This window comes from Rathayibacter sp. AY2B7 (genome assembly GCF_002931635.1).
In the GTDB taxonomy this organism is placed as follows: Bacteria; Actinomycetota; Actinomycetes; order Actinomycetales; family Microbacteriaceae; genus Rathayibacter.
This window is the reverse complement of sequence record NZ_PSUC01000048.1, coordinates 1-24,078: the sequence shown is the minus strand read 5'-3', so window position 1 is coordinate 24,078 and position 24,078 is coordinate 1. Positions and strand designations below refer to the sequence as shown.

Sequence of the window (24,078 nt, the reverse complement as noted above, 5' to 3'; positions counted from 1 at the left end):
CTCGTCTCGCTGATCACGGGCGCGAAGGCCGCCTGATGCACCCCGAGTTCCTGCACCGCGGGAGCACGGAGCGCTCGTCGCCGATCGGGGTCCACGCGGGCCTGCTCGTCGGCGACTGGACGCCGGAGTCGGGGCGCCGCGCGATCGGCGCCGCCGCCTCGATCGGCTTCGACCTGATCGAGATCCCGGCTCCCGCCGACCCCGACGCCTCCGCGTGGACCGCCGACCTGCTCGACGAGCACGGGATCGACGCGGTCGTCTCGCTCGCGCTGGACGCCGACTCCGACATCACCGACCAGGCCACGGCCGGCCGCGGCGAGGAGCGGCTCCTGGCGGCCGTGCGGTTCGCCGAGGAGATCGGCGCGCGGTACGTCGGCGGAGTCACCTACTCGGCCATGCGCAAGTACGAGCACGCGGCCGACGCGGCTGCCCGCTCGCGCTCGCTCGACGTGCTGCGGAGGGTCGCCGCGGCCGCCGCTCCCGTCGGCGTCGTCGTCGGAGCGGAGTACGTGAACCGCTACGAGAGCAACCTGCTGAACACGGCCGCCCAGACCGCCGCGTTCCTCCGCGAGCTCGACGCGCCGAACGTGCTCCTGCATCTCGACACGTTCCACGCCCACCTCGAGGAGGTCGACCTCGCGAGCGCCGTCCGCGACGCCGGCGACCTGCTCGGCTACCTCCACGCCTCCGAGAACCACCGCGGAGAGCTGGGCACCGGGAGCACCGACTGGACCGGGCTCGCGGCGGCGCTCGCCGACTCCGGCTACCGCGGTCCGCTCACCCTCGAGAGCTTCTCGCCCGCCGTCCAGCCCCCGGCCTCGGCCGAGGGCATGGGCCTCTGGCGCGAGCTCTGGCACGACCCCGTCGCCCTCGCGACCTCCGGCCACGCGTTCCTCGCGGACCTGCTCGACACCGACCCCGCGGCCCGACGCCGCCCCTGAACCTCTCGAACCAAGGAGCACCACCATGACCACGAACCCTCTCGGAGTGCACGCCCTCGTCTTCGCCGGCGGCACCACCCCCGACGAAGTGACCGCGACGATCGAGCAGACCAAGGCGGCCGGATTCGACCTGCTGGAGCTCTCGCTGCACGACGTGCAGAACCTCGACACCGCCTCCGCCCGCGCCGCCCTCGAGGCGAACGACCTCGGCATCGTCTGCTCGCGCGGCCTCGCCTTCTCGGCCGACGTCTCCAGCGACGACCCGGAGGTGGTGGCCCGCGGCGCGAAGCTGCTCGCCGACTCCCTCGAGACCACCCACGCGCTCGGCGGCACCCACTTCACCGGCGCCCTCTACAGCGCGCTCGGCAAGTACAGCGCGCCCCTCTCGGCCGCGGGCCGCGCGAACGTCGTCTCGGTGCTGACCGACCTCGCCGCCGAGGCCTCGACGAAGGGCATGACCCTCGGCCTCGAGATCTGCAACCGCTACGAGACCAACGTCATCAACACCGCCGCGGACGCCCTGCGCCTCGCCGACGACATCGGCGCCGACAACGTCCTGATCCACCTGGACACGTACCACATGAACATCGAGGAGGACGACTTCTTCCGCCCGGTGCTGCTGGTCGGGGATCGTCTCGGGTATGTCCACATCGGAGAGAACCACCGCGGCTACCTCGGCAGCGGCCATCTCGACTTCACGACGTTCTTCCACGCCCTCGCCGCGATCGACTACCGCGGACCCATCACCTTCGAGTCGTTCTCGTCGGCCGTCGTCTCGCCGACCCTCTCGAACGACCTGGCCGTGTGGCGGAACCTCTGGAACGACGGCCCCGCGCTCGCCCGCCACGCCCACGGCTTCCTGGTGAACGCGCTGGAGAGCAGCCGTGGCGAGGCCTGAGACCGAGGTCGCGCCCGACGCGGTGCGGCCCGGCCTCGACGAGCTGGCCGGGCGCGCGCTCGCGCTGACCTCGCCGGGCCGCCGCGCGATCGTCGCGATCGCCGGCAGCCCCGGGGCCGGCAAGACCACGCTCGCCCGGGCCGTGGTCGCCCGCGCGAACGAGCTCGCGGGGGAGGGGACCGCCGCCTTCGTGCCGATGGACGGCTTCCACCTCGCCAACGCCACGCTCGACGAGCTCGGCCGCCACGATCGCAAGGGCGCCCTCGACACGTTCGACGGCTGGGGCTTCCTCGCCCTGGTGCGGAGGCTGCGCGCCGAGACCGACCACGTCGTCTACGCGCCCACCTTCGAGCGGACCGTCGACGAGGGAGTGGCCGGCGCGCTGGCCGTGCACCCCTCGGCGTCGCTCGTGGTGCTGGAGGGCAACTACCTCCTCGTCGACGAGGGCCCGTGGGCGCTGCTGCGCGCCGAGTTCGACGAGGCCTGGTTCTGCGCGACTCCCGAGACCGAGCGCTTCGAGCGCCTGGTCGACCGCCACGTCTCCTTCGGCCGTGCCCCCGAGGCGGCCTCCGCCTGGGCCTCCGAGGTCGACGGGCGGAACGCGCTGCTGATCGAGGCCACCCGCGACCGCGCCGACCTGATCGTGTCGGGGACGGCGGCGGGGGTGGTCTGACGCCCGATGTGGCGGAGGAGCGGTCCGCTTCGGGGCGCGACCTCGGCTCTCGGGCGGGTCCGGCCGGTCGATCGGTCGGACGACGGAGGACCCGTCGCCCGGCGGATGCGGACTCGACGGGTCGGGGGTCAGGCTCGAGGGATGGCCGACTCGACACGGAACTCCTCGGAACAGCCCGCTCCCACCACCCCGCCGGCAGCTGCGCCCCCCGGAGCCGGGCAGCCGCCCCTCCCCGTCGCTCTCCTCCTCCTGCTGCGGCGGAGCGACGGGCGGCCCGCGGCTTCGTCGGGTGCCCTCGACACCGTCCTGGCCGCCTCCGTCCTCGCCGAGCTCTCCCTCCAGCGGCGCGTCGAGGTGGACGCCGGAGCCGTCGCCCTCGGGTCGGAGCGGTCCGCGCTCGGGGACGCCGTGCTCGACGGGGCCCTCGGGTGGATCGCAGCGGAGCGAGCACCGCGCAGCGTCTCCTGGTGGATCGCCCGCCTCACTCGGAGGGAGCTGCGGGCCGCCCTCCTCGAGCGGGTCGCCGCCGTGGAGCCGGCGGAGGACGAGCGGCTGCGGATCCGGGTCGCCGAGGTCCTCGCGGCTCGGACGGCGCCTCTTCCGTCGGACGCGGCGCTCATCGGCCTGCTCGACGCGGCCGGAGCGCTCTCGCCGAGGCCCGGTATCCCGGACCGGCAGGCGATCCGGTCGCTCGCGGCGCAGCACTGGGCAGGGCCGGCGGCCGCCGCCGTCCTCGCGGGAACCGCCGCGAGCGTCACGGGAGCCGCGGTGATCGCGGCGGCGACGACGGTCACGATCACCGGCATGTGATCCGACGCGTGCGGCTCGCGGAAGCCGCGCGCCCCTACTCCGCCGGGTAGTCGGGCGCGACGAAGACGCAGAACGGGTGGCCGGCCGGATCGGCGAGGACGTGGAGCGACTCCTCCGGGTCCTCGCTCCTGTCCTCGATCAGCTCGGCGCCGAGAGCGAGCGCCCGGGTCTTCTGCCGGTCGAGCTCGTCGGCGTCCGCGACCATGAAGTCGAGGTGCAGCTGCTGCGGGACGGGCCCCTCCGGCCAGGTCGCGCGCGGCAGGGCGGCCACCCGCTGGAACGTGAGCTTCGCGCCGTCGGCGGTGACGATCGCGTCCCACTCCGCCTCGTCGTCCGAGCCGTCCGCGGGCGGCTCGTCGCCGGGGCGGTACTCGCCGCCGAGCAGGGCGAGGTAGAAGGCGGAGAGGGCGCGGGCGTCCTCCGTGTCGAGGACGACCTGGCGCAGGCGCATGCGGGCAGGGTACCGCCGGACGGTACCGGAGAGGGATGACGTGCTGTGCGGGACGGCTGCGGCGGGCCGGGCGTCGTGGGTCGCGGCCCGACGTCGGCTGAGAAGGGGGGTCCCTGCCCCGACACGGCAGGCCGCGTCTCAGCGGAGGTTGTCCAGCTCTCTCGCTCCCGACCGCGCCGCCCTGCCACTCCGCGCCCGCTTCCTCAACCCCTCCCGGCTCCCGGCCTCACGCCAGGGCCCGGCGCGTACTGTGGCCGCTGACTCACGACGGCTACGAGGGAGACACCATGACGGAGCAGATCGGAATCCCCGAGGCCGCGGCACTGGGGAGCGAGCGGCGGAGCATCGCGATCCTCGGAGCGGGCGGCGACCTCACCGAGCGGCTGCTGCTGCCGGGCCTGGGCCGGGTGGCCGAGCTCGCGCGCGACCTCGAGCTCACGCTGATCGGCGCGGCGCGCACGCCCCAGACCGACGAGGAGTGGCAGAGCCTCGTCCGCCGCAGCCTCGAGGCGGCCGGAGTCGCCGCGCACACGGTCGAGGCCCTCGCGTCGCGCGCGCGCTTCGTCGCCACCGACGCCTCCGACCCGGAGCAGCTGAAGGCCCTCCTCGACGCCTGCCCGTCGACTCCGGTGCTCTACGTCGCCCTGCCGCCGGCGATGGGGCACAAGGTCGCCGACTCGCTCGCCGAGCTCGACCTGCCCGAGGAGCTGGTCGTCGCCATCGAGAAGCCGTTCGGCGAGGACCTCGACGACGCGATCGCCCTCAACGCGGCGTTCGCGAAGGTCCTCCCCGAGAGCCGCCTCTGGCGCATCGACCACTTCCTCGGCAACGCGACCGTGCTCGGGATGCTGGGCCTGCGCTTCGGCAACAGCATGCTCGAGGCGAGCTGGAGCGCCGAGTGGATCGAGAAGGTCGAGATCGTCTACGACGAGACGCTCGGCATCGAGGGCCGCGCGGCCTTCTACGAGAAGACCGGCGCGCTGCGCGACATGCTGCAGAGCCACCTCCTGATGGTGCTCGCGCTGACCACGATGGAGCGCCCCGACGAGGTCGCGCCCGACGAGGTCCACGCGCGCATGGCCGAGGTGCTCGGCGCCGTGCGGCTCTGGCGCGACGACCCCTCCTCCGCCCGCCGCGCCCGCTACACCGAGGGCCGCGTCGACGGCCGCTTCTTCCCCTCCTACGTCGACGAGCCCGACGTCGACCCCGAGACCGGCACCGAGACCCTCGCGCAGCTGCTGCTCCAGGTCGACACTCCGCGCTGGGCGGGCGTCCCCTTCGTCCTCCGCTCCGGCAAGGCGATCGGCGACCCTCGCCGCGAGGTGGCGATCCACTTCCGCGCCGCTACGCCCCCGCGCGGCCTGCAGGCGGCTGAGGGCGACGCCGGGACGGTCCTCCGGATCGGCCTCAAGGGCGGCGACGTCAGCCTCGACCTGGTCGTGAACAGCGCCGACGAGCTGACCGACCTCGAGCGCACCACCCTGACGGCGCAGCCCGGCGCGGCCACGCTCGACCCCTACGCGCAGGTCCTCGCCGGGATTCTGCAGGGCGACACCCTGCTCTCGGTCCCCGGTGACGTGGCCGAGCAGTGCTGGCGCATCATCACTCCGGTGCTCTCCGCCTGGGCCGCGGGCGACGCTCCGCTGGACGAGTACGAGGCGGGGAGCGCGGGGCCCGTGGGCTGGTGAGCGCGCGGTGAGGCGCAAGGGCTGAGGGGTCGGCGCGTGACGTGATGCGGGGTCGGGTCCGCCGACGCCGGTCGCGTCGCCTCCCGCCCGGCTCCGCTGCTGGCCGTCCCGCTGGTCGACCCGTCCCGCCGGTCGACCCTCCTGCTGGTCGACCTCGCCGCCCGTTGCCCCTCCCGCCCGTTGACCCTCCCGCCGGGGGAGACGGGATGCTGGAGGCATGGTGGGCATCGGGGAGTACGCAGGCATCACGGGTCTGAGCGTGAAGGCGCTCCGGCACTACGACGAGAAGGGCGTGCTGGTCCCGGCGGAGGTCGACGAGCGGTCGTCGTACCGTCGGTACGCCGACGCGCAGGTCCGGGCCGGAGTCGTGATCAGCGCCCTCCGGAGCGCGGGGGTGCCGCTGCCCGAGGTCGCGGCGGCGACTCGAGCCGGCACCGCGGCGGAGGCGCTGCAGGCGCACAAGGAGCGCGTGCTCGCGGAGCGGGAGCAGGAGGACCGGGCGTTCGAGGCCGCCGAGGTGGCGCTGCGGGCGCTCGCCGTGCCGGTCGAGGTCGCCGAGCGGACGATGCCGGCGCAGCCGTACGTCGGCCAGGTCCTCACGATCGCGCTGGACGAGGCCGACGGACCGGGCGACGACGAGGCGAACGAGATCTTCGGCGCGCTCGCCACTCGAGTGCACGCGGCAGGGATCGGGCCGACGGGACGTTTCTGGACGGCGCTCCGGGCGGGCGAGCCGGGTTCGGCGGAGCTCGTCTGCTGCTGGCCGACGTCGGCGGAGGGCGACCTCGCCGGTCTCGCCGCGATCCTCCCGGCGCGCACCGAGCTGGTCGCCACCTGGCGGCCTCGCGACGGGGAGGAACTGCCCGAGGGGACTCTGCATCCGGCGATCGTCGCGCTCTTCGACGCCGCCGGAGACCGCGGCCTCCGGCTCGACGGGGTCGAGGTGCGGCAGACGGTGCTGGGGGAGGGGCCCGAGGACGTGGCGGTCGAGGTGTCGCTGACGGTCGCGGGGTGAGCGCAGGGCGGGAGGCGCCTCAGGTGGGCTGAGTGTCAGCGCTCGAGGACCGGCTCGGCAGGACCGGCTCCTCAGTACCGAGCGGAGGAGGGAGTGGCGCCGTCCGGCTGATCCCGCGCCACTCCGTCGCATGGTGCCACCCGTCTCCGTAGGCTCCGATGCATGACGAGCGGAGTCGAGGCCGGAGTCCATCGCGGTGACGAGCGGACGGTCCTCCGCCGTCGGTGGTTCGCGGTCGCGGCCTCCCTGGTCTTCGCCTTCGGCTGGCTGCTGATCCCCGGCGTCGGCTGGCTGATCGGCGCCGTCGCCGTTCTCTGCAGCTCGGCGTGGACGCGGTCGGAGAAGGGATCGGCGTTGGCGATCCCGCTGGTCGCGACCGCTCTGGTCGGCAGCGGGGTCGGGCTCTTCTACGGTCTGCTCGGCGCGCCGAGCTCCAGCCTGACGACGTGGACGGTGGTGGGGGCCGGGATGCTGGCGGGAGGCGCGGCGACTGCGCATCTGGGGGTCCGGCTGTGCGCTCGGGCACTCCGCCGGCCGGAGGAGTCCGCTGGAGGCTCGCTCTCACCAGCTGCCCCGGCCTCGGGCGCGCACGACGTCAGCTGAGAGGAGGGGCGTGGGCTCCTGAGGGAGGCCGCCCTGTCTCAGCGGAGGTTGTGCGGCCGCCCGCCGGCCCCGCTCGCGTCGTAGCGGAGCCGCACCAGCTCAGAGCCCGGCAGAACCGTCGCGTCGAGGAGGCGCAGGCCGTGCTGCGGCGCCCCGGAGTAGAGCGGCGTCCCGCCGCCAGCGAGGCCTGCGCCGACGAGGACGATCAGCTCGTCCACCAGGCCCTGCTCGAGGAGCGGATTCCAGGTCGTGCCGCTGCCGAACATCAGCAGGTCGCCTCCGTCGGCCTGCTTGAGCCGCTCGATCTCGGCCGGACCCTGCTCCCGCGGCACGATCCGGGTGGTGGCGGCCCACGGCGCCTCCGGATCGGGAGCCAGGGAGTCGCTGATCACCAGCGCGTCGAGCGACGTGACCAGCCGCGCGGTCTCGTGCTCCCGCTCGCCCGCCGTCCCGTCCGCGGCGACGGCGCTCCAGCTGTCCCAGTTGTCGCGGAACCAGCGGCCGCCGTAGACGAGCGTCCCCGCGCGGCGCAGCAGCTCGAGGTTGTGGTCGTTGAACGCGTCCTCGAACGGCAGCGCCGAGAGGTCGTGCCCGGGCCCCTCGAAGCGGCCGTCGAGCGAGGTGAGGACGGAGACGACGAGCCTGCTCATGCGGGGGATGCTACTCAGGCGGGGGCGCCGGGCGAAGTTTTGCGCACCCCTCCTCACATCGCCGCCGCCAGCGCCTCCCGCAGCGTCGCCCGCGCCCGCGCGTGCCGACTCCGCACGGTTGCGGCGCGGAGGGACAGGATCTCGGCCGCTTCGGCGAGGGAGAAGCCGTCCCAGTACACGAGGGTGATGATCTCCTGGTCGACGGGCTTCAGCTGCGCGATCGCGGCGCGGACGTCCTCGGCCGCGTCGTCGGCCGGCGCGGGCGGAGTGATGCGGAGCTCCTCCGCCAGCCGCTCGACCAGCGCGCTCCTCCGGGTGGCGGTGCGGCGCTGGCCCGAGAGCACCCGCCGGGCGACGCCGAACGCCCACATCCGCGCGCGCGTCTCGTCCTCGGGGATCGACCGCTCCTTCCGCCAGAGGATCAGGAGGGTGTCGCTGAGGAGGTCCGCGGCGTCCTCGGGGCTCGCCGTCCGCCGCGCGAAGTAGCGGAGCAGGTCCGCTGCCTCCCGCTCGACCAGGGCCGTGATCTCGGCCTCGCGGTCGCGCGCGGGGGAGCGGACGACGCTGCGCGCCATCGACGGCGCCGCCTCGCCGGCGCTCATCACAGCTCTCCTGTGCAGTCGGTGCTGCCGCCCAGGCCGCCGTCGCCCTCGACGATCACGCCCTCGGGGATTGTGTCGAGGATGTGGTCGTCCGCCGCGGTGATCCAGGCGCGCCAGCGGATCGTCTCGTCAGAGAGGCCGGGGCCGTCGCTGTTCATGTCCGAGGCCAGCCAGGCGGGGTCGGTCGTGTAGGCGACCGCGTCGTCGTGGATCCGCTGGCCGACGCCGCTCCAGTCCTGCGCGCGCAGGTAGTCGGTCGCGGAGGTGGTGACCTCGCGGTAGTCGATCTCGCCGTTGAAGTAGTCGATCGAGCACGACACCGCCGCGCCGGAGCCGGTGGTGTAGCTGATCGGGATCGTGAAGTCGGGGACCGAGCGGACGTCGGTGCCGGCGCTGGTCGCCAGCACGAGACCCGGGACGAGGAGGACGGGAGCCGCGAGCCACCACGCCCTCGAGCGCGAGGGCCGGCGGGGAGCGCGCTCGCGGGTCTCGGCGATCACGGCGTGCAGGGCGGTGCGGACGCCGGGCGCCCGGTCGTCGTTCGCGGGGTCGCTGCGGGAGAGCAGGTCGTCGAGTGTGCGTCGCGTCATCGGGTCCATCCTTCGTCGGTCGAGCGTCTACCGAGTACATGGCCGGCTCGGGGTTGAGCGTTGCACGGCGGGCGAGATCCTGCGGTGGTCCTGCCGCGAGCGGATCGGCCGTTCTGGGGTCTCGATCGACCGGTGTTCCCCTGAGAAAGTGACGCTGCTCGCACACAGGGTGCGAACGGTCGCCGCTCCGCTCGTGGAGTCGATGCTCCGGCACAGGCGCCAGCACCAGACGAGGCTGCGAGGCCCCCGACGACGAGGACCGACATGACGCTGCCCTTCGCTTCCTGGAAGCACCCCCGAGCCGCTCGAGCAGTGGCCGCCGTCTCGGCTCTGCTCCTGGTGGGAGCAGGCGCCCTCGCCTCCGTGACTCCGGCAGCCGCGTCCGCGCAGAACGGATGCTTCGATCCCGCGTCGGGCGCCCTGCGTCCGGTCGCGTCGTCGGTGCACTGCGGTCCCGCCGGCGAGATCGCGGTCGCCTGGGCGACGGATCCGACGTCGGCCGATGCCCGCACGGCGGTCGCGTCGTCGTCGACGGTCGGTACAGGGCCGCGAGGGGCGACCGGGCCACGGGGCGCGACGGGCCCGCGAGGGGCGACGGGACCGCAGGGCGCGAAGGGTGCTCCGGGGGCGAAGGGCGCGACGGGGGCGAAGGGCGCGACGGGGGCGAAGGGCGCGACGGGAGCGAAGGGGTCGACGGGTCCGCAGGGCGCGAGGGGAGCGACCGGGGCGACGGGCGCGACGGGCGCGGCCGGTTCAGACGGAGCTGCCGGGCCCGCGGGTGCGCAGGGTCCGGCCGGCGTTGCGGGAGCGGACGGAGCGACCGGAGCGACCGGGGCGACGGGCGCGACGGGTGCCGATGGGGCGACGGGAGCGACCGGAGCGGACGGCGCGACCGGTGCAGCCGGTGCTGATGGTGCGACCGGGGCGACCGGAGCAGACGGCGCGACGGGTGCAGCCGGTGCCGATGGAGCGACCGGTGCGACTGGTGCCACCGGCGCTGACGGGGCGACCGGCGCGACCGGCGCTGACGGCGCGACCGGCGCGACGGGAGCTCGAGGTGCTGACGGGGCAGCGGGTGCAACGGGTGCCACCGGAGCCGTCGGTGCGACCGGCGCCGCTGGAGCGATCGGCGCGACGGGAGCGACCGGCGCGACCGGCGCGACCGGCGCGACCGGTGCGACCGGTGCGACCGGTGCCGACGGCACCGCGGCCTGGTCGGCGGTCGCGCCCTGGAACGAGCGGTCGTCCTACCGCGCCGGCCCGCCGTCGAGCGTCGTCGCGTTCGGAGGCGGCGCCTACGTCGCCGTGACCGATAACCGCGCGGTCTCCCCGGCAGCCGGCACCGGGGTCTGGGTGCAGATCGCGGCCCCCGGTGCCCGAGGTCCGGAGGGCATCGTCGGACCTCAGGGTCTGCAGGGGCTCCAGGGCCTCCAGGGCGCGCGCGGCGCTGACGGCACGGTCGGCGCTGCTGGTCCGACGGGCGCTCAGGGAGTGAAGGGCGACACGGGCGCCGCCGGTCCGCAGGGGGTCAAGGGCGACACCGGTGCCGCCGGTCCGTCGGGCGTCCAGGGCGTGAAGGGCGACACCGGCGCGACCGGACCCCAGGGCCCCGCAGGTCCCGCCGGCGCCGAGCCGGAGGACACCTCCCTCGGCTTCCCCGACGGCTGCGCTCCCGCCGGCTCCCCGCTCATCACCTTCACCTTCGACACCAGGACCATCGCCGTCGACGGGAAGGGCTTCTGCTCCCTGACGGAGTACCTGGGCGGGCGGGCCGATACGACGACCGTCGTCGACATCGACACCGCGAAGATCGCGATCGAGTTCGAGAAGGCGGTGAACGCCCGATCGGTGATCCCGCACGTGACCGTGCAGCTCGGCGCCGTCGGCACGTGCGACGCCTCCACGGCGCCGTGCAGGCGGCCCGGCGGGATGACGTACGCCTTCGACTCCGTGACGGTCGACGCGATCAGCATCAGCACGACGGGAGACGGATCCGCCACGTTCCCCCTCATCTGGGAGAAGATGACCGTCTCGAAGGAGGGCTCCCGCCTCGATCCCGTCGTCGACGCGGCCGGGAACGGGAATTCGACGTCCCGCGGCGGGCTGGGAGTGTCGTGCCGTCCGTCCGAGGGGATCGTCCGGACCCTGACGGTGTCCTCGCTCGGCTCGACGAAGCCGATCCTGTCCACCGCCGTCCTCGGAGGAGCCGAGTGCTTCGACTTCACTCCGGCGGGCATCACGATCCTCCAGCCGCTGCGGACGACGATCGCCGACCCCCGGGGCGATCTCCTGAGCGTCCCGGAGGGCTCCACCCGACGCGTCGTCCTGACGACCACCGACTCCTCGACCGGGACGACGAGCACCGTCGACCTGACGGCCCAGCGTTCCGGCACGATCAGCGGCGGAGGCGTGAACGGCGACCAGCTCACCGTGACCTGGGTGCCGCTGAAGGTCACCCAGACGATCACCCCGGCGGGCGGGAGCCCGTCGACCTTCTCGGCGGACTACACGAAGCAGTAGAGCGTGGCTCGGGGCTCCTCAGGCGGGGCGCCACTCCTCGAGGAACTCGGCGACCGTCTTCGTCTCGAGGTCGAGCTCGACCTGACCGAGGAGGTAGTGGGGATCGGTGAGATCGGCCTTCACGCGGATGATCTCGGCGCCGGTGTCGAGGCGGACGACGACGAGGTCGTAGGGCGCGAGGAATCCGCTGCCCAGCGCGATGTCGATGGTGAGGCGGAGCCGACCGAAGCGCCGCAGCTGCAGCTCCGCGCGGAGGTGCTCGGCGGCGACCTCGGGGGCGTCGGGAGTGGGGTCGGGCAGGGGGAAGATGGTATCGAAGCGGGGGTGGCAGACCCCTGGTCGCTCCTGGAAGGGCGGGTCGTGACAGGAGCCGCCGTGATGCGCCTTGTCCCCTTGGATCGTCATCCTCACCTTCGAGGCGCCCGGCGTGGCCGCACTCTCCCTGATTCCGGAGCATATCCCCGCCATGGCACTATCGGCGCGTGTTGTTCGCGGCCCCAGGTGGCCGTGAATGATCTGGTCGCGACCTAGACGGTCACCAAGCACCTCTGGGAGCTGGGCCACCGGACGTTGGACCGCATCCGCATTCCCCCGTCGTGGCCCCAGGGCAGTCGCACCACCGGCTCTCACAGTGCGCTGAAGGCCGTGGGAGTAGCTACGGCTCGCCATCCATTCGAAGCGATCGGAGAGCCCCAGTCGAGCCAGCTCCTCGCCGCGCGACTGATCGAGGACCAGACCGCCATCGCCGTCTTCTGCGGCAACCACGAGATCGCCACGGTAGTCGTTCCAGTGCATCATCGAGGCTGGACTGAGCGAGCCCGAGGACCCACGTCTTCGCCGGCCGCGGCACTCGCGGGTTCAAAACTTGAGAATCGTAACATGAGTATGTGTCATGTGCCAGCGTTTCGCTGGCAAAATTGTGAGCATGACGGACTCCCTCAATCGCACGGTAGAACCAATTCAAGATCGCGCCCATCGGACTCGGGCAACAATCCTCGCTTCAGCAAGGCAGATTGTCGTCGAAGTTGGTCGAGAAAGGGCGACGACAGCCCAAGTGGCCGCTCGCGCCGGCGTCGGTATCGGCACGCTCTACCGCTACTTCGAAGATTTCGCCGATCTGTTCGAGACCGTTTTAGGCGTGAACGAAATTCACGCGAGACATCAAGCAGTCTTGCGGGCCGCTTTTCGGGCCGCAAATTCTGAGGGCTTCGATAATGCAGAAGCTGTCGCATGGAGTGCACTTCGAGCGCTCATCGACGTCCTTAAAGAGGAGCCGTTGCTCGAAAGCGACTTGCGTCTATACGCCTAGCTGGAGAATCATCTCTGCTGCCCTAATGTTAAGGATTCAGCTTATCAAGGGCCCGGTTCCGCACATCGTCGTCCGAGGTTAGCGGCAAAGCGCTGCCCCGTCCGCGAGGCCGGAGTCGCTCCCCAGCGACTAAGGACTACACCGACTTCGGCACCCTCATCGGCTTCAAGGTGCTCATGATCCACTCGATCGCTCTCTGAGCGTGCGTGCAAGCCGACCCGGACCGGGTCGGTCCGCATGAGGGGGGGTCCTCTACCCCCCAGTCGCGCGCGTGGCACGGCCGCCCGCGCTCAAGCGGTGATCAACGGTCGGAATGCGGCTTGTAGGATTAGCAGCCTGAATGTTTCGACTTTAGCGCTGACTCGACCCTCACCCGGGTAAGCGTGTCCGTGAAGGGCTCCAAACTCCTCGTTGGCGACTTGGAGATGCTCGAACCTGACAAGTACACCGCTTGGGCGCCATTCGTCAGGAGGGAGCTGTGGTGGACGCGCCTTTGCGCAACCAGCGCGCTGTCAGGCCGCAACGACAATCGGCTCTCCAGATTTACCTCGAAGTGCTCACTGAACACGACGGCGGCAGTGTCAACAGGCCAGTCGGCTGGTCGATTCCTCTCGAAACCACCGAATCCTGGTCAGCACCTAAGAGTGAGATGGCTCTAGCTCAGCCGAACGTCGTCCAGAAGCTCGTTTGGGTCGATGTCCATGGCGTGAGCGATTGCGGCTACGGAACGCATATGCGGGATCAGGTGGTTTGCCTCAATGCGTGCAATTGTTGCACGCGATACTCCCGACGCCTCGGCAAGCTACTGCTCCGTCCACAGCCGCTTCACACGCGCTACGCGTACTCGTCGCGCCAGTATTTCGGCTTGAGCAGAAGTGATCGTGACACGGCGATGACACACCCCTGGTAATGATACGATTGTTCGGGCCGATGCTGTGTGGGCCCCAATGGAAGGACCGCTGTGGCTAACTCGCTCCCCGACATCAAGCCCCGAACGGCCGTCGCTTCGCTCGACCGAGCCGCGTGGGCGGGGGCTACCGGGACGTTCCGTGCCGCCGACGTCGCCCCCGTCGTTGGAATGTCCGTCAGCTTCGTCCGGAAAGTCGTCGGGCACGCGGGCGCGCTTTCTACGGATGACGTGATTCTCATCCTGGATCAGGACGCCTTCCGCGAGACTTTCGTTCCACGTAGCCGAGTGCTGCCTTACCTGGTCTCAGCAAGCCAGGCTGACGAAAAGCCGGAGGTTCAGGAAATCGAAGGCGGCCACCTCCTGATGGAGGGCCATGTCCTCGATCAAATCCGCTCCGTTGCCCCGGCGAGTGTGCAGTGCGTTGTTACATCCACTCCATATTGGGGGATGCGCATCTATAAGGATTCGCTACAGGTCGACTGGGCAGACGGCGAGACTTGCGCGTATGGCCACGAGCAAACCCCTGACGGCTTCGTCCGCCACACCGCACAGATCCTCCACGAGCTCCGCCACGTTCTGACCGGCGACGCGTCGCTTTGGTGGAACCTGATGGACTCGTATAATACCCGCACTCAGATTCGAGGTAACGCGGCGGAGGCGTTGCGCGCTATGCAAGGGAAGGATGACCGGGCCTGGGCCGATCACGAGGCGCGGCGTTATAGTGCTGGGCACTCGTACCTGAAAGACGGTGAGCAGTGCATGATCCCGATGCAAGTGGCAGAACGCGCCAGCCGCCTCGGATACTTCGTCAAGAGCGTCATAACTTGGGCCAAGACCAGCAGCCTGCCCGAGCCACAGAACTCCCGCGTCAGTCGCGGCCTAGAGTACGTGCTGCACTTGACGACTGGCCGGACGCCCAAGTTCGATAAGACGGCGTACCGGCGGGTTGCTCCCGCGCTCGGTGGCCGCAACGTCGGGTGGGAGTCGGATAAGCTCTCGGACGTGTGGGTCCTGCCCACGTCGGCCGGGCGTGGCCTCCACGGGGCCCAGTTCCCAACTGCTCTACCCGGGCGCTGCATCGCGCTGAGTACCGATGTCAACGACGTTGTCTTGGATCCCTTCGTAGGAAGCGGCACCGCTGGAGTCGCCGCCCGAGCGCTGGGGCGACGCTTCATCGGAATCGACATCTCACCTACGTACCTCGCGGCGGCCGAAGAGGCGATCAGCTCCGTACCGGCTAGTGGGTTCGCGACCACCGCCATACCCAATGCCGTCCAAGCGCTCCCGATGACCGGAGCGCTCTAGCCCCTACGCTACCTCCTAGAATAGGAGGCATGCCCGATGCTGACGACGTCCACTAATGCCCAAAGTCTCTGAGGCGGCCTTCGAGGCCGCGCTCGTACAGCTGTCCGAGCATGCCGCGGCGAATGTCACGCTGTCGAACTGGATGCTGACTTACCTTGCCGCGGCGCGCATGCACAGAGCTGGTTACGCCTTCACCACGCTCGGTGTCGACGAAGGCGTCGATGACCTGTTCGCCGTACTTCCTACCAATGCTGCTCGGGGGAGCATCAACCCGTTCGTTCCTACGAGCAAGAAGATTCGGTGGCGCGGTCTCGTCAACGCCGGCCGGAAGACAGTGTGGAACAACGGGACACGAAAAAACCCTCAGCGAGTCCTGTTCACGGACGAACATTTCCAAAACGGCCTGTTAGCTGACGCGATCGATGTTCTCCTCGAGCAACTCCACGGCACTTCCCTCCCCGCCCGGGAGGCGCTCGCTGTCTTCCTCACTCGGGACCACGAGTGGCTCACCGAGCCCACTACAGCAGATTTGGTCAACGAGGGCGCTGACTATCTCGGGCTGACGCCATCGGACTTCAAGCGCATCACAACACCACGATCCCTCGAACTGCCAGAACTTTTATCTCATCCCGAATGGAGCCCTGCGCTACTCGCGGCTTCTGCACTCGCCCCACCCGAGGCGCGGGAACAGATGGCGAGCTCGCCGAGCCCAGAAGCCGTCTCCGACGAACCGGATCTGAGCGAGGCGCAGGATGATCAATCGCTTGCTTGGACCAGGGGCACTACCCTTCGACCCCTCCGCTCGGCGGATGTCGACGCGCTGACGGGCCGGGTCCTCGAAGCCCTGGACGACAAGCGCATCGGTCTCCCCGATATGGAGAACACGATCCGCCGGTGCGTGACAGGATTGCTCATGGGGCACTTGGTGTTGCAGGGGCCGCCAGGTACCGGAAAAACCACCATCGCCCGCGCGCTGTGTGATGCGTTCGATGTGGAGTACCGCGAGTCCACGGCCACTAGCGACTGGTCCCCCTTCCACGTGGTCGGAGGGTACCGACCTGACCGTAACGGCGGACTCGTCCCCGTCCTCGGAACCGCGACGGAAGCGATGATCGCCTGCGCAGAACAAGTTCGCCTTCAGGCTCCCGAAGACGGCACCGTTCAGGACCTGAACCTAGACGAGCCCCAAGGCACCTGGCTATTCATCGACGAGTTCAACCGCGCCGACATCGATAAAGCCATCGGATCCCTGTACACGCTGCTGTCTTCTTGCGACTCCGCACACCTCGACCGCACCCCCGTCGAGCTCTGGTTCGAACACGAGCCAAGCCGTAAGCGGCTGTGGGCCCCGGCTCGATTTCGCATCATCGCCGCGATGAACGATCTCGACACTGGCTTCATCAACTCCATCTCACAAGGACTCACGCGTCGCTTCCAGTTCGTCACCATCACCGTCCCCGACGAGGCAACCGAAGCGAAAATCTCGCCGGAGATTGACAACGCTTTCACTGCCGCACATGAGTGGCTGAGCGAGACGTACCGGACCCACGTCGTGGAAACCTATGAAGCCACGTGGATCCGCCTCGAGCCGGAGCTACTCGTCATTCAAAAGGTCATCAACGCTGTGCGGTACCCCGCCGCCATGGTTCCTGGCGTACCCATAGGCACGGCTCAACTGGTGGACCTCTTGAGGTACGTCCTGCTCGACTCCGCGCCCACTCGACCTCCCCGAGCCGTCATCGACGCCGGAATAGCCGACCGGATTATCCCGCAGATGACTCAAATCGATGCCGATCAAGAGCGCACCTTCCGACAGCTCTTTAATGACAACGACCTGACGCGGTCGGCAGCGGCACTAAAGCACCTCCTTGACCCCCACGCCGTTTGACGTACCTTGACCGAAGAAATGGAGGACGCGAATGCGGCCGACGGGGGGTACCTCAGCGAAGCAGCACGACGAGCCGGCGTGCAAAGCGCCATTCGGCTGGTCGGCCGCTACTTCTCCAGCGGCACGCAACCACTCGTCTCGAAGCGATCAGTAGGAGCCGCAAGTCACCGAGAGGGCGCCCCCGCGGTGCTTGCGGGACTGCGTCTTCGCGTCGCGATTGCCGCCGCGTCGAAACTGCTCGACATCGTCGAGCGCATCGAGCGACGACCAAACTTTCGATATGAGCTCCGAGTCACCGATGAGGTGGGAAGCGTCACCGGACAGTTCGACGCCCAACGATGGCTCGTACAGCGCAGCGTCATAGGCGAAGAGCGCACTTTCCCAACTCTGCAGTCCAGTCGTTCTTCTCGCACTGCGGAAAATGTGCTCGTCACGTACGCACTGTCTTGGATGCAGAGAGAACTTCGCGACTCCCTTGCGGTGAGCACTGCCAGTGCTGAAGCGGTCGAAGCGCAGGCCGTCACTCTCCTTACGCGCCAGCTTCGGACTATGGCCAACAGGCCGACTTACGCCCAGTGTTCGGAGCAAGCGGCCAACCTGCGACTGGACCGGACCGTCCTCTTACTCACCCAGCAGGTGCAGCGGCGAGCGCAACGGCGCACCATGCGCAACTCTTCGCCTTACGCAGAACTTGCCGCATGGGTAGCCCGAGCCGTCGGAGGCGAGCCCCCGGTCGATGCCGGAGAGATTGAGTGGGCGTTCTACGGCGACCAATTCGACCGCACCCTCTTCGAATTGTGGTGCCTGCACCACTTGATGCGGGCACTGGCCCGACGACTCGGACAGAACGAGCCTCACGTAGAACCCGGCTGGTCGCAGAGCGGAGTCACTTACCGATTTCAACACTTCGCCGGCGAAGTAGAACTCAACTATCAAACCGCGTGGTCGACCATCACCGGTCTTCGAGGACGCTGGATTCGCCACACCGGCGCGGCGCTAGGCGGACGACCCGACATCGTGGTCAGAGTGACACCAACCGGTGGAACGACCACGTACGTCATCCTTGACCCGAAGTTGCGCCAGCGAACGCAACTTCCCACAGAAGAGCTATACAAGCTCCTCGGGTACTTCGAAAATTTCTCGGTGCATCCTCGTCGCGGCGCGATCCTCTACTACTCGACAGCGAACGGAAGTTTGGAGCAGTACAGACTCTATGCTGGCGAAGGAGAAGAGATCGCAGCAATCCAACTCAATCCGGCATCCGTGCCGGAGGGCACAGACGGCCTTGAACTTGCGGTCGACCTGGTGCTCGCCGCGCTTGCGATGGAGATTCCACCTGCCGACGAGGAGCTGGAAATCAGCAACGAAGACGCGGCCACTGAACACTCTGTGTTACGGATCAAGCACAGTTTGATCAGCTGGGCCGACTTCCATGAAACTGACCTCAAAAGCGATAGGAACACACTCGAAGCTCTGCTTACTAGCGCACGATGGACCAAGCTGCCCGCTGACGTGCAGAAAATGCTTGCGACAGCCCTGCACACCGGCAGCCGACAACCCGAGTACAGCGACTACTCCGGTCCCATCATCGGACTGTGTGCGGCTCTCGAGTACACGCTTCACATAGGCGCGATTGAGCCGCTCATCCTGGCGAAACCAAAGTACGAACGAGACTTGCGCATGCTCGGCCAGATCATCGGAGCTCTAAAAGGGGCCAGCGCCGACCGCAACGTGAGCACGACAAAGCTCGAGGAAGATCTATGGCTGTCACTTCAAGATCGAGGGCTAGATCGGAGCGAGGTAGCCGAGCTTGTGCCGCGATGGCAGAAGGTGAATCGCGATCTTCGCCGGCCGGCTGCACATCGCCATCCGATGGGTCGTGAGCAGTGGCACGAAGCTTGCGAGGCGCTAATCAGTGCTGGCCTGCTGGCGGATACCTTTGATGCATTGGGTCTCGGCTCTTCGTCGAACTAGCTGCCCATAGGATGGCAGCAACTCGCGATCGAACATCACAGCCTGTCGATCCAGGTGTCTTCCTCCCGATCAGCCCAGGCGTCCCCGCTGCGGTTCGAGCCCGTCGCATGCACGCGATGTTGCAGACCGATGATCAAGTTCTGCGCGTGCCGCCGTTCCAGATGGCGATCGGAGAAGAGCTTCTGGCCTGTGAGCTGCTCCACCACATCGAACTGTTCGCGTGCCGCACTAATGCCGAGATGCGCGAAAGCAATACGAATTTGGCCGCGCTGCGCATCGGTCATTCGGGGCTCGGGATCCTGTTCCGTAGTGTCTTCGGCGAGGAAAGAGAGTACGTCGTTCGTTGGTCCATTATCAGTGCAAACTCTGCAACTTTCTACCGGACGTCTCCATGCGGTAGGCACAAGACCGGAGCCCCTCGTCATTCATCAGCTCGAGCCCGCAGTTGCCTGGGACCGTTCCCCCGTTCGATCCCTTGAGCCGCGCCGCACGCTACCTGGTTGGTGTAGCGCCGCCCCCGCGCGGAGCCACCTTCCGATCGTCTTCGGCCGCTCGCCGCCAGATTACCGAGCAAATTAAACGGCCGGACAATCGACAGGCATGGCCGACGTCAAGTCTGTACGGAGATGACCACTGATGCTCAGTCCGTGCGCCCTCACGGTGAGCAAAGGACGATAAAAACCAAGATCGAAAACCAGGATCCGGACTACATGAACTCTGACGCGGGGTCGAATATTGCATTGGTGGAAATCCATGATTGCGCTTTTAGTGCAACTTCAACTGTCTCGGGAGAACTTGCGTATTTATATTTTGCAATGGTTGCCTGCTGCAGGAGATCTTCACGTAGATGACGTTGTTCTTCCACGCCAAGCTTGGCGCTTTGCAGCCATCGCAACATGTAACGCAGATACACGACCATCGTGTGCGGTGTAGATCTTGTCGTTTCCGCAAGTATTCCAAGAAGTATGCTCTCGGCCTCGCTGGCCCAGATGGTCGCCTGCGTCGTGCCCGGAGCGTTCAACGCTTTCTTCATTAGCAGGAGGCTCCAGGCCGTTTCTGACCAAACATCATCTGGAGATAGCGTCCGGGCGGAATTGAGAAAGTTTTCCGCCGATGGAAGATCTCCATAGGTAGTTTCGAAACTGCCTCGCTGAAGCCAGTAGTGAAACTCTCGCGACAGCCATTCCTCGACGTCTCCATAAACGCGCTGAACTTGTGCAGTGTCGCCAAGCAGTTTTTTCAGTCGTTCATGACTCAGAAACCGAATCAACAGTTTTTTGTATCGGGAGCGTCGACCGCTGGTAGCGTCATATTTCGACGCCAGCAAGAATATTATTCTGACGGTCCATCGGCTCAGGAGGCCTTCGTTCCTGAAATGCGCCACGGCGGAATCGGCAATAACCCGATGACGCGCCTGATACAGGGATCGCTCGGTTACTGTGAGTAGGTGAGATACCTCGAGGTGACGAAGGGCCTCTAAGACCTCATTGGGCTGAAAATCATAGGCCGCAACGAGGATGTCCTGCTTGCTCAAGCCCTGGCTGTCAGCAGTTACCGCCATGCAGATGACGCCGTAGACCGTCATGGATGCCGGATCCAAGTCATCACACTCGCGGGCTACTTTTGCATGGAAGTCCTCGCCCGAGGTGGCCTCGATTAAAGTGACGAGGAGCTGACGCTGCGCGCTCCTGGTAACTGCATTGATTTTTTGGTCCCGCGTCTTATTTACCAAGACTCCTAAACGTTTGCCCCTCTCCAGCTCGTCAATGAGATGTTCGGCATCTTGATCAGTGAGTTGCATCAGTTCGATAACTGAATCGCTCGGAATCAACTTTTCGTAGTCTAGCTGTACGAAGCGATGTGACGATACACCAAGAACAATAACCAAGCCAACGTTTTCGTTCAGGAGTCCTTGGATGAGGTTCGACGCGTCGGTCGCAAAGCGGTCGACATCATCGATAAAGAGATAATCTGGTTCAGCTTTCCGAGCGGCCTGTCGGATGTTGCCAAACGATTCTTCGCTGTCCGCGCTGATCCAGAAGACTCGGTCGCCACGGTTGGCCAAGACCGCGGCTGCGCGCATGAGCGACGTTGTCTTTCCAGATCCTGCACTCCCGTGCAACGTCACAACGCCGTGTGTTACGGCGTCGATTGCAGCAGTTAGATCGGCGTCGGACTCGAATTCGGCAGCAAACCCTTGAACGACATCGCCCCAGACCGGCGCGCGGCCGAGTAGGTAGTCGGCGTTTCCTGTTTTCGCGTTTCGCACAAGTTCATCGACCCTTTGAAAATCGAGCATGCCGACTGTCGGTCGGTTTTGAAGGGCTTTAACCTTTTCAGCTAGCCGAGGCAACTCGGGCTTGAGGTATTTCTCGAAAAACTGTTCTTCCGTCGCCAGTTCCAGGTCGAAATTGAGACGTTGCAACACAGCTTGGCGTGCGCGGTCAAGGCTAGGGCTTACAAGCCACGATTTCGGACGCAACTCTTTCTTATCGCCCAGTGATCCTCGTAGTTCCAGGTAATGCCAAAGGGGCGGTTCGTCTAGGACAGAGCCAACGACAATCACGTGCCTTGTGGCAAGGTCGCTGACAAACTCCGCGTACCAAGGGTCACTTCTGACCGTACGTCCCGCGAATTCAGCTGGCGTGAACGTCAGCTTAGGGAATTCGTCCAGTCGACCGTTGAGGTGCACAATTGGTGTCCGACCCTGCCGTAGCTCGCCGGGCGTGCTTGTTAATGCCGAAATGATCTGTAGCCGGTCATGACCAGGCTTGGATGCTATAGCATCATCCAAATCGTCGACGTTAAGCGTGTAGATTTTGTGCCACGGGAAGTCGAACCAAGATCCATATCGCTTTGGAATGCTAGAGCGATCGACCCGGAAGTGACGTTCAAGCTGTTCGCCTAACAGCTTACGAGAAGCGCGAAGTGAAGCTTCGTAGATAAGTGCAAGCGACGAATTGTCGTCAAATGCTTCATCGCCGAAGGCGATAGGCCAGATGCTTTTCGCTAGTCCGAATCCCGTAGGTAATGAATCGCCGTCAAGATCTTTTAGACCCCTCGAAAAACCGGCGCCTGTCAGTAGAATTGCCTCTCCGCTCAGAACTGCTCTGAGGAGCGCTGGTTGCAGTGTCAAGCGGGTCACCCTTTCCTGGACGAGCGTGGGTTCCCACCATAGCGAAGCGGTGAAAAACGGCGAGTGTTGCAACTGACTGTTGCGCGGCTGTTTCGGACGTCCGTTGCTCGAACGAGGTTTCAGTCTGTGGAATCGAGCGATACTCAGGACCCGTAAGAATCAGGCAGTAGGTGTCCTCGCGGCGCCCTCGACCCTGCGCCAGCGCGTTACAAGCTTCAGGCGTGTGACCATGACGGGACGGCTCCTTATGAGGATGATGCGTCGGGACGGTTGGGGCGCTCAGAACCTTCAGCTTCCGGGACACGCGGTCGCCTCGCAGGCGAAGCCAGAGCTCCCGTAGGAACCTGGACGCATGGCTGTCTCGGGAAGGCGCCTTGCGGTGGGATGGCTCGCTTTGGGTTCAAGACAGTTCCCTCGGGCGAAGCGGCACCAGGGTGGCGTGGTTCCGGGCGTACTTTCGGCGATTCGTTGCGGTTGGCTGTAGCTCAACGCGGCGGCTATCGAAGGAGGTGTGACAGCGGCGAGGATTGCCTCGCGAACCCGTGGTCGAGCACCCCCCGGGTGAGGACGTGCCTCGAGTGAGCCCAGGGGCGAGACGCCGCCTGGATCTGGTGCTTTCAACTACCCGGCCGGATCTCAACCACTCTTTCGCCGCCCCTCTACCCGAATGTCCCTGAAGGTGCGACGGAAGCGTCGGTGTGCTCTTGCTCAGGGGGAGGCGCCCGTTACGGCGCGGCCCTTCGACCCCCTACTTCCGGAGGTTCAGCGCCTTCGTCCCGATGCCGGCAATCGCCGCTCCAACGATCGGGGCCACGATGAACACCCACACCTGGCCGAGCTGGTCCGGCCCTGCGAACACCGCGGCAGCGATCGACCGCGCCGGGTTCACCGACGTGTTGCTCACCGGGATGCTGATCAGGTGCACGAGCGTCAGCGTGAAGCCGATCGCCAGGGGCGCGACGGCCTTGTACTCGCTCTTCGCGGTGACGGAGAGGATGACGGCGACGAAGACGGCGGTCAGGACGATCTCGGTCAGCAGCACTGCGCCGAGGCCGAAGCCGCCAGGCGATCCAGCGCCGTAGCCGTTGGAGGCGAAGCCGGAGTCGCGGGCGGCGGCGAGGTAGCCGGCGGGGCCGTCGGCGGCGACGAGGAAGACGACTCCGGCTCCGACGAGCCCGCCGAGGATCTGGCTGACGATGTAGCCGGGGATGTGCTTCCACTCGGTACGGCCGGCGATGGCGAGTCCGATGCTGACGGCGGGGTTGAAGTGGCCGCCGGAGATGTGACCGACGGCGTAGATGCCGGCCATCACGGTGAGGCCGAAGGCGAGGGCGACGCCGAGGAAGCCGACTCCGAGCGCGTTGCCGGAGTCGGGGAAGGCGGAGGCGAAGACCGCGGTGCCGACGCCGCCGGCGACCAGGAGGAAGGTGCCGAACGCCTCCGAGGCGTAGCGCGCTCCGGCCGAGTACTGCTCGGCGTGCTCGGTGCGCTGCTCGCTCGTGGTGCGGCTGGCGGAGTGGGGGCGGGCCATGATCGTTCTCTCTCTCGGGTCGGGGGAGTGCCTGCGGGGTCACCGGGCACCGGGACACTCCAGCACCAGCCAGCCGAGCCGGAGCCGGGACGCGGAGGGCTCTCAGATTCCGCCGGACGACGGTTCCGTGAGCGGCCTGGAGCCACTCGCTCGGCGGCCATCCTGGGCGCCCATACGCAGGTGCCGTCACCGTAGCGATCGGCCGACGCGTGCACGTCCCAGCACCGGGGACAGGCGGGGAACGGGCTCCAGGTGGCACGCGCACCGCCTCATCCACCTCCCTCTTTTCCTCCGCCCGCCTCCCTGCTACGGTGCTCTGAACCGGTTTACAAAACCGGTTCAGACGCGGCGATGAGCGAAGGAGCTCCCATGGCGGGCAGACCGACGATCCTCGACGTCGCGCGTGAAGCCGGCGTGAGCAAGGCGCTCGTCTCGTTCGCGCTCAACGACCGGCCCGGCGTCTCGCCCGACTCCCGCGAGCGGATCCTCCGCGTCGCCGCCGAGCTCGGCTACCGGCCCAGCCTCACGGCCCGCTCCCTCTCCACCAGCGTCTCCTTCGCGGTGGGCCTCGTCGTGGCGCGCGA

The 24,078-nt window shown here is 67.4% G+C and carries 21 protein-coding genes and 1 pseudogene; 13 read left to right on the top strand and 9 right to left on the bottom strand.

Translation table 11 applies throughout. From position 1 onward, the window contains the following. The 4 genes from C5C27_RS09630 to C5C27_RS09615 all read left to right on the top strand — a co-directional run. On the top strand, window positions 1-941 hold a 941-nt coding region (locus C5C27_RS09630; RefSeq protein WP_219813157.1), incomplete at its 5' end, for a sugar phosphate isomerase/epimerase. A gap of 25 nt (window positions 942-966) precedes the next feature. Beyond that, on the top strand, window positions 967-1,839 hold the full coding sequence (locus C5C27_RS09625) for a sugar phosphate isomerase/epimerase (protein ID WP_104225811.1): 873 nt from the start codon (window positions 967-969) through the stop codon (window positions 1,837-1,839). Beyond that, complete coding sequence (locus C5C27_RS09620) at window positions 1,826-2,512, top strand: nucleoside/nucleotide kinase family protein (RefSeq protein ID WP_208543338.1); 687 nt, start codon at window positions 1,826-1,828, stop codon at window positions 2,510-2,512. The genes C5C27_RS09625 and C5C27_RS09620 overlap by 14 nt, the downstream gene beginning before the upstream one ends. A gap of 141 nt (window positions 2,513-2,653) precedes the next feature. Continuing rightward, window positions 2,654-3,322: a GPP34 family phosphoprotein gene (locus C5C27_RS09615; protein WP_181133494.1), complete on the top strand. Its 669-nt coding sequence runs from the start codon at window positions 2,654-2,656 to the stop codon at window positions 3,320-3,322. Between the two features lie 34 nt (window positions 3,323-3,356). Here the strand turns inward: C5C27_RS09615 and C5C27_RS09610 are convergent, their stop codons facing one another. After that, window positions 3,357-3,773, bottom strand: a complete 417-nt coding sequence (locus tag C5C27_RS09610; RefSeq protein WP_104314247.1) for a VOC family protein — start codon at window positions 3,771-3,773, stop codon at window positions 3,357-3,359. A 287-nt stretch (window positions 3,774-4,060) separates the two neighbouring features. Between C5C27_RS09610 and C5C27_RS09605 the strand changes: the two genes are divergently transcribed. The 3 genes from C5C27_RS09605 to C5C27_RS09595 all read left to right on the top strand — a co-directional run bounded on the left by C5C27_RS09605 (window position 4,061) and on the right by C5C27_RS09595 (window position 7,079). Next, window positions 4,061-5,461 carry a glucose-6-phosphate dehydrogenase gene (locus C5C27_RS09605; RefSeq protein WP_104314246.1) on the top strand — a complete coding sequence of 467 codons (1,401 nt, stop codon included), beginning with the start codon at window positions 4,061-4,063 and terminating at the stop codon, window positions 5,459-5,461. Between the two features lie 217 nt (window positions 5,462-5,678). Continuing rightward, on the top strand, window positions 5,679-6,476 hold the full coding sequence (locus tag C5C27_RS09600; RefSeq protein ID WP_104314245.1) for a MerR family transcriptional regulator: 798 nt from the start codon (window positions 5,679-5,681) through the stop codon (window positions 6,474-6,476). Between the two features lie 162 nt (window positions 6,477-6,638). Further along, entirely contained in the window at window positions 6,639-7,079 is a 441-nt protein-coding gene (locus tag C5C27_RS09595; protein ID WP_104314244.1) for a hypothetical protein, read from the top strand. A gap of 38 nt (window positions 7,080-7,117) precedes the next feature. On the opposite strand, the gene C5C27_RS09590 is transcribed toward C5C27_RS09595, so the two are convergent. From C5C27_RS09590 to C5C27_RS09580, 3 genes are read right to left on the bottom strand one after another with little or no spacing between them, the layout of a single operon-like run. After that, complete coding sequence (locus C5C27_RS09590) at window positions 7,118-7,729, bottom strand: dihydrofolate reductase family protein (protein ID WP_104314243.1); 612 nt, start codon at window positions 7,727-7,729, stop codon at window positions 7,118-7,120. A 53-nt stretch (window positions 7,730-7,782) separates the two neighbouring features. Beyond that, window positions 7,783-8,331, bottom strand: coding sequence for an RNA polymerase sigma factor (locus C5C27_RS09585; RefSeq protein ID WP_219813156.1), 549 nt, complete (start codon window positions 8,329-8,331; stop codon window positions 7,783-7,785). Beyond that, window positions 8,331-8,921, bottom strand: coding sequence for a hypothetical protein (locus tag C5C27_RS09580; RefSeq protein ID WP_104314242.1), 591 nt, complete (start codon window positions 8,919-8,921; stop codon window positions 8,331-8,333). Before C5C27_RS09580 ends, C5C27_RS09585 begins: the two co-directional genes overlap by 1 nt. Window positions 8,922-10,226: 1,305 nt before the next feature. Between C5C27_RS09580 and C5C27_RS18365 the strand changes: the two genes are divergently transcribed. Next, window positions 10,227-11,441: a collagen-like protein gene (locus C5C27_RS18365; protein WP_219813155.1), complete on the top strand. Its 1,215-nt coding sequence runs from the start codon at window positions 10,227-10,229 to the stop codon at window positions 11,439-11,441. Between the two features lie 18 nt (window positions 11,442-11,459). On the opposite strand, the gene C5C27_RS09570 is transcribed toward C5C27_RS18365, so the two are convergent. Further along, window positions 11,460-11,846 carry a hypothetical protein gene (locus C5C27_RS09570; RefSeq protein ID WP_104314240.1) on the bottom strand — a complete coding sequence of 129 codons (387 nt, stop codon included), beginning with the start codon at window positions 11,844-11,846 and terminating at the stop codon, window positions 11,460-11,462. A gap of 520 nt (window positions 11,847-12,366) precedes the next feature. Here C5C27_RS09570 and C5C27_RS09565 point away from each other — a divergent pair. Beyond that, window positions 12,367-12,750, top strand: a complete 384-nt coding sequence (locus C5C27_RS09565) for a TetR/AcrR family transcriptional regulator (protein ID WP_258066578.1) — start codon at window positions 12,367-12,369, stop codon at window positions 12,748-12,750. 655 nt (window positions 12,751-13,405) lie between these two features. On the opposite strand, the pseudogene C5C27_RS18835 reads toward C5C27_RS09565, so the two are convergent. Continuing rightward, window positions 13,406-13,540: pseudogene (locus C5C27_RS18835) on the bottom strand (helix-turn-helix domain-containing protein); the annotation flags it as partial. A 171-nt stretch (window positions 13,541-13,711) separates the two neighbouring features. Here C5C27_RS18835 and C5C27_RS09555 point away from each other — a divergent pair. From C5C27_RS09555 to C5C27_RS17710, 3 genes are read left to right on the top strand one after another with little or no spacing between them, the layout of a single operon-like run. Beyond that, window positions 13,712-14,965 carry a site-specific DNA-methyltransferase gene (locus C5C27_RS09555; protein ID WP_104314238.1) on the top strand — a complete coding sequence of 418 codons (1,254 nt, stop codon included), beginning with the start codon at window positions 13,712-13,714 and terminating at the stop codon, window positions 14,963-14,965. Between the two features lie 55 nt (window positions 14,966-15,020). After that, window positions 15,021-16,853, top strand: a complete 1,833-nt coding sequence (locus tag C5C27_RS09550) for an AAA family ATPase (RefSeq protein ID WP_104314237.1) — start codon at window positions 15,021-15,023, stop codon at window positions 16,851-16,853. Between the two features lie 6 nt (window positions 16,854-16,859). Continuing rightward, a complete protein-coding gene (locus tag C5C27_RS17710) occupies window positions 16,860-18,827 on the top strand; it encodes a hypothetical protein (protein ID WP_146079648.1) in 1,968 nt (655 codons plus the stop codon). A 35-nt stretch (window positions 18,828-18,862) separates the two neighbouring features. Here the strand turns inward: C5C27_RS17710 and C5C27_RS09545 are convergent, their stop codons facing one another. The 3 genes from C5C27_RS09545 to aqpZ form a co-directional block, all read right to left on the bottom strand. Next, the gene (locus C5C27_RS09545) at window positions 18,863-19,111 is read right to left on the bottom strand and encodes a hypothetical protein (protein ID WP_104314236.1); all 249 of its coding nucleotides are present in this window, start codon (window positions 19,109-19,111) and stop codon (window positions 18,863-18,865) included. A 422-nt stretch (window positions 19,112-19,533) separates the two neighbouring features. Further along, on the bottom strand, window positions 19,534-21,963 hold the full coding sequence (locus tag C5C27_RS17705) for a hypothetical protein (protein WP_146079647.1): 2,430 nt from the start codon (window positions 21,961-21,963) through the stop codon (window positions 19,534-19,536). 748 nt (window positions 21,964-22,711) lie between these two features. Then, complete coding sequence (aqpZ, locus tag C5C27_RS09540; protein WP_104314235.1) at window positions 22,712-23,494, bottom strand: aquaporin Z; 783 nt, start codon at window positions 23,492-23,494, stop codon at window positions 22,712-22,714. A gap of 369 nt (window positions 23,495-23,863) precedes the next feature. Here aqpZ and C5C27_RS09535 point away from each other — a divergent pair. Continuing rightward, window positions 23,864-24,078, top strand: a 215-nt coding sequence (locus C5C27_RS09535) for a LacI family DNA-binding transcriptional regulator (RefSeq protein WP_146079646.1), incomplete at its 3' end; no start/stop codon positions are given.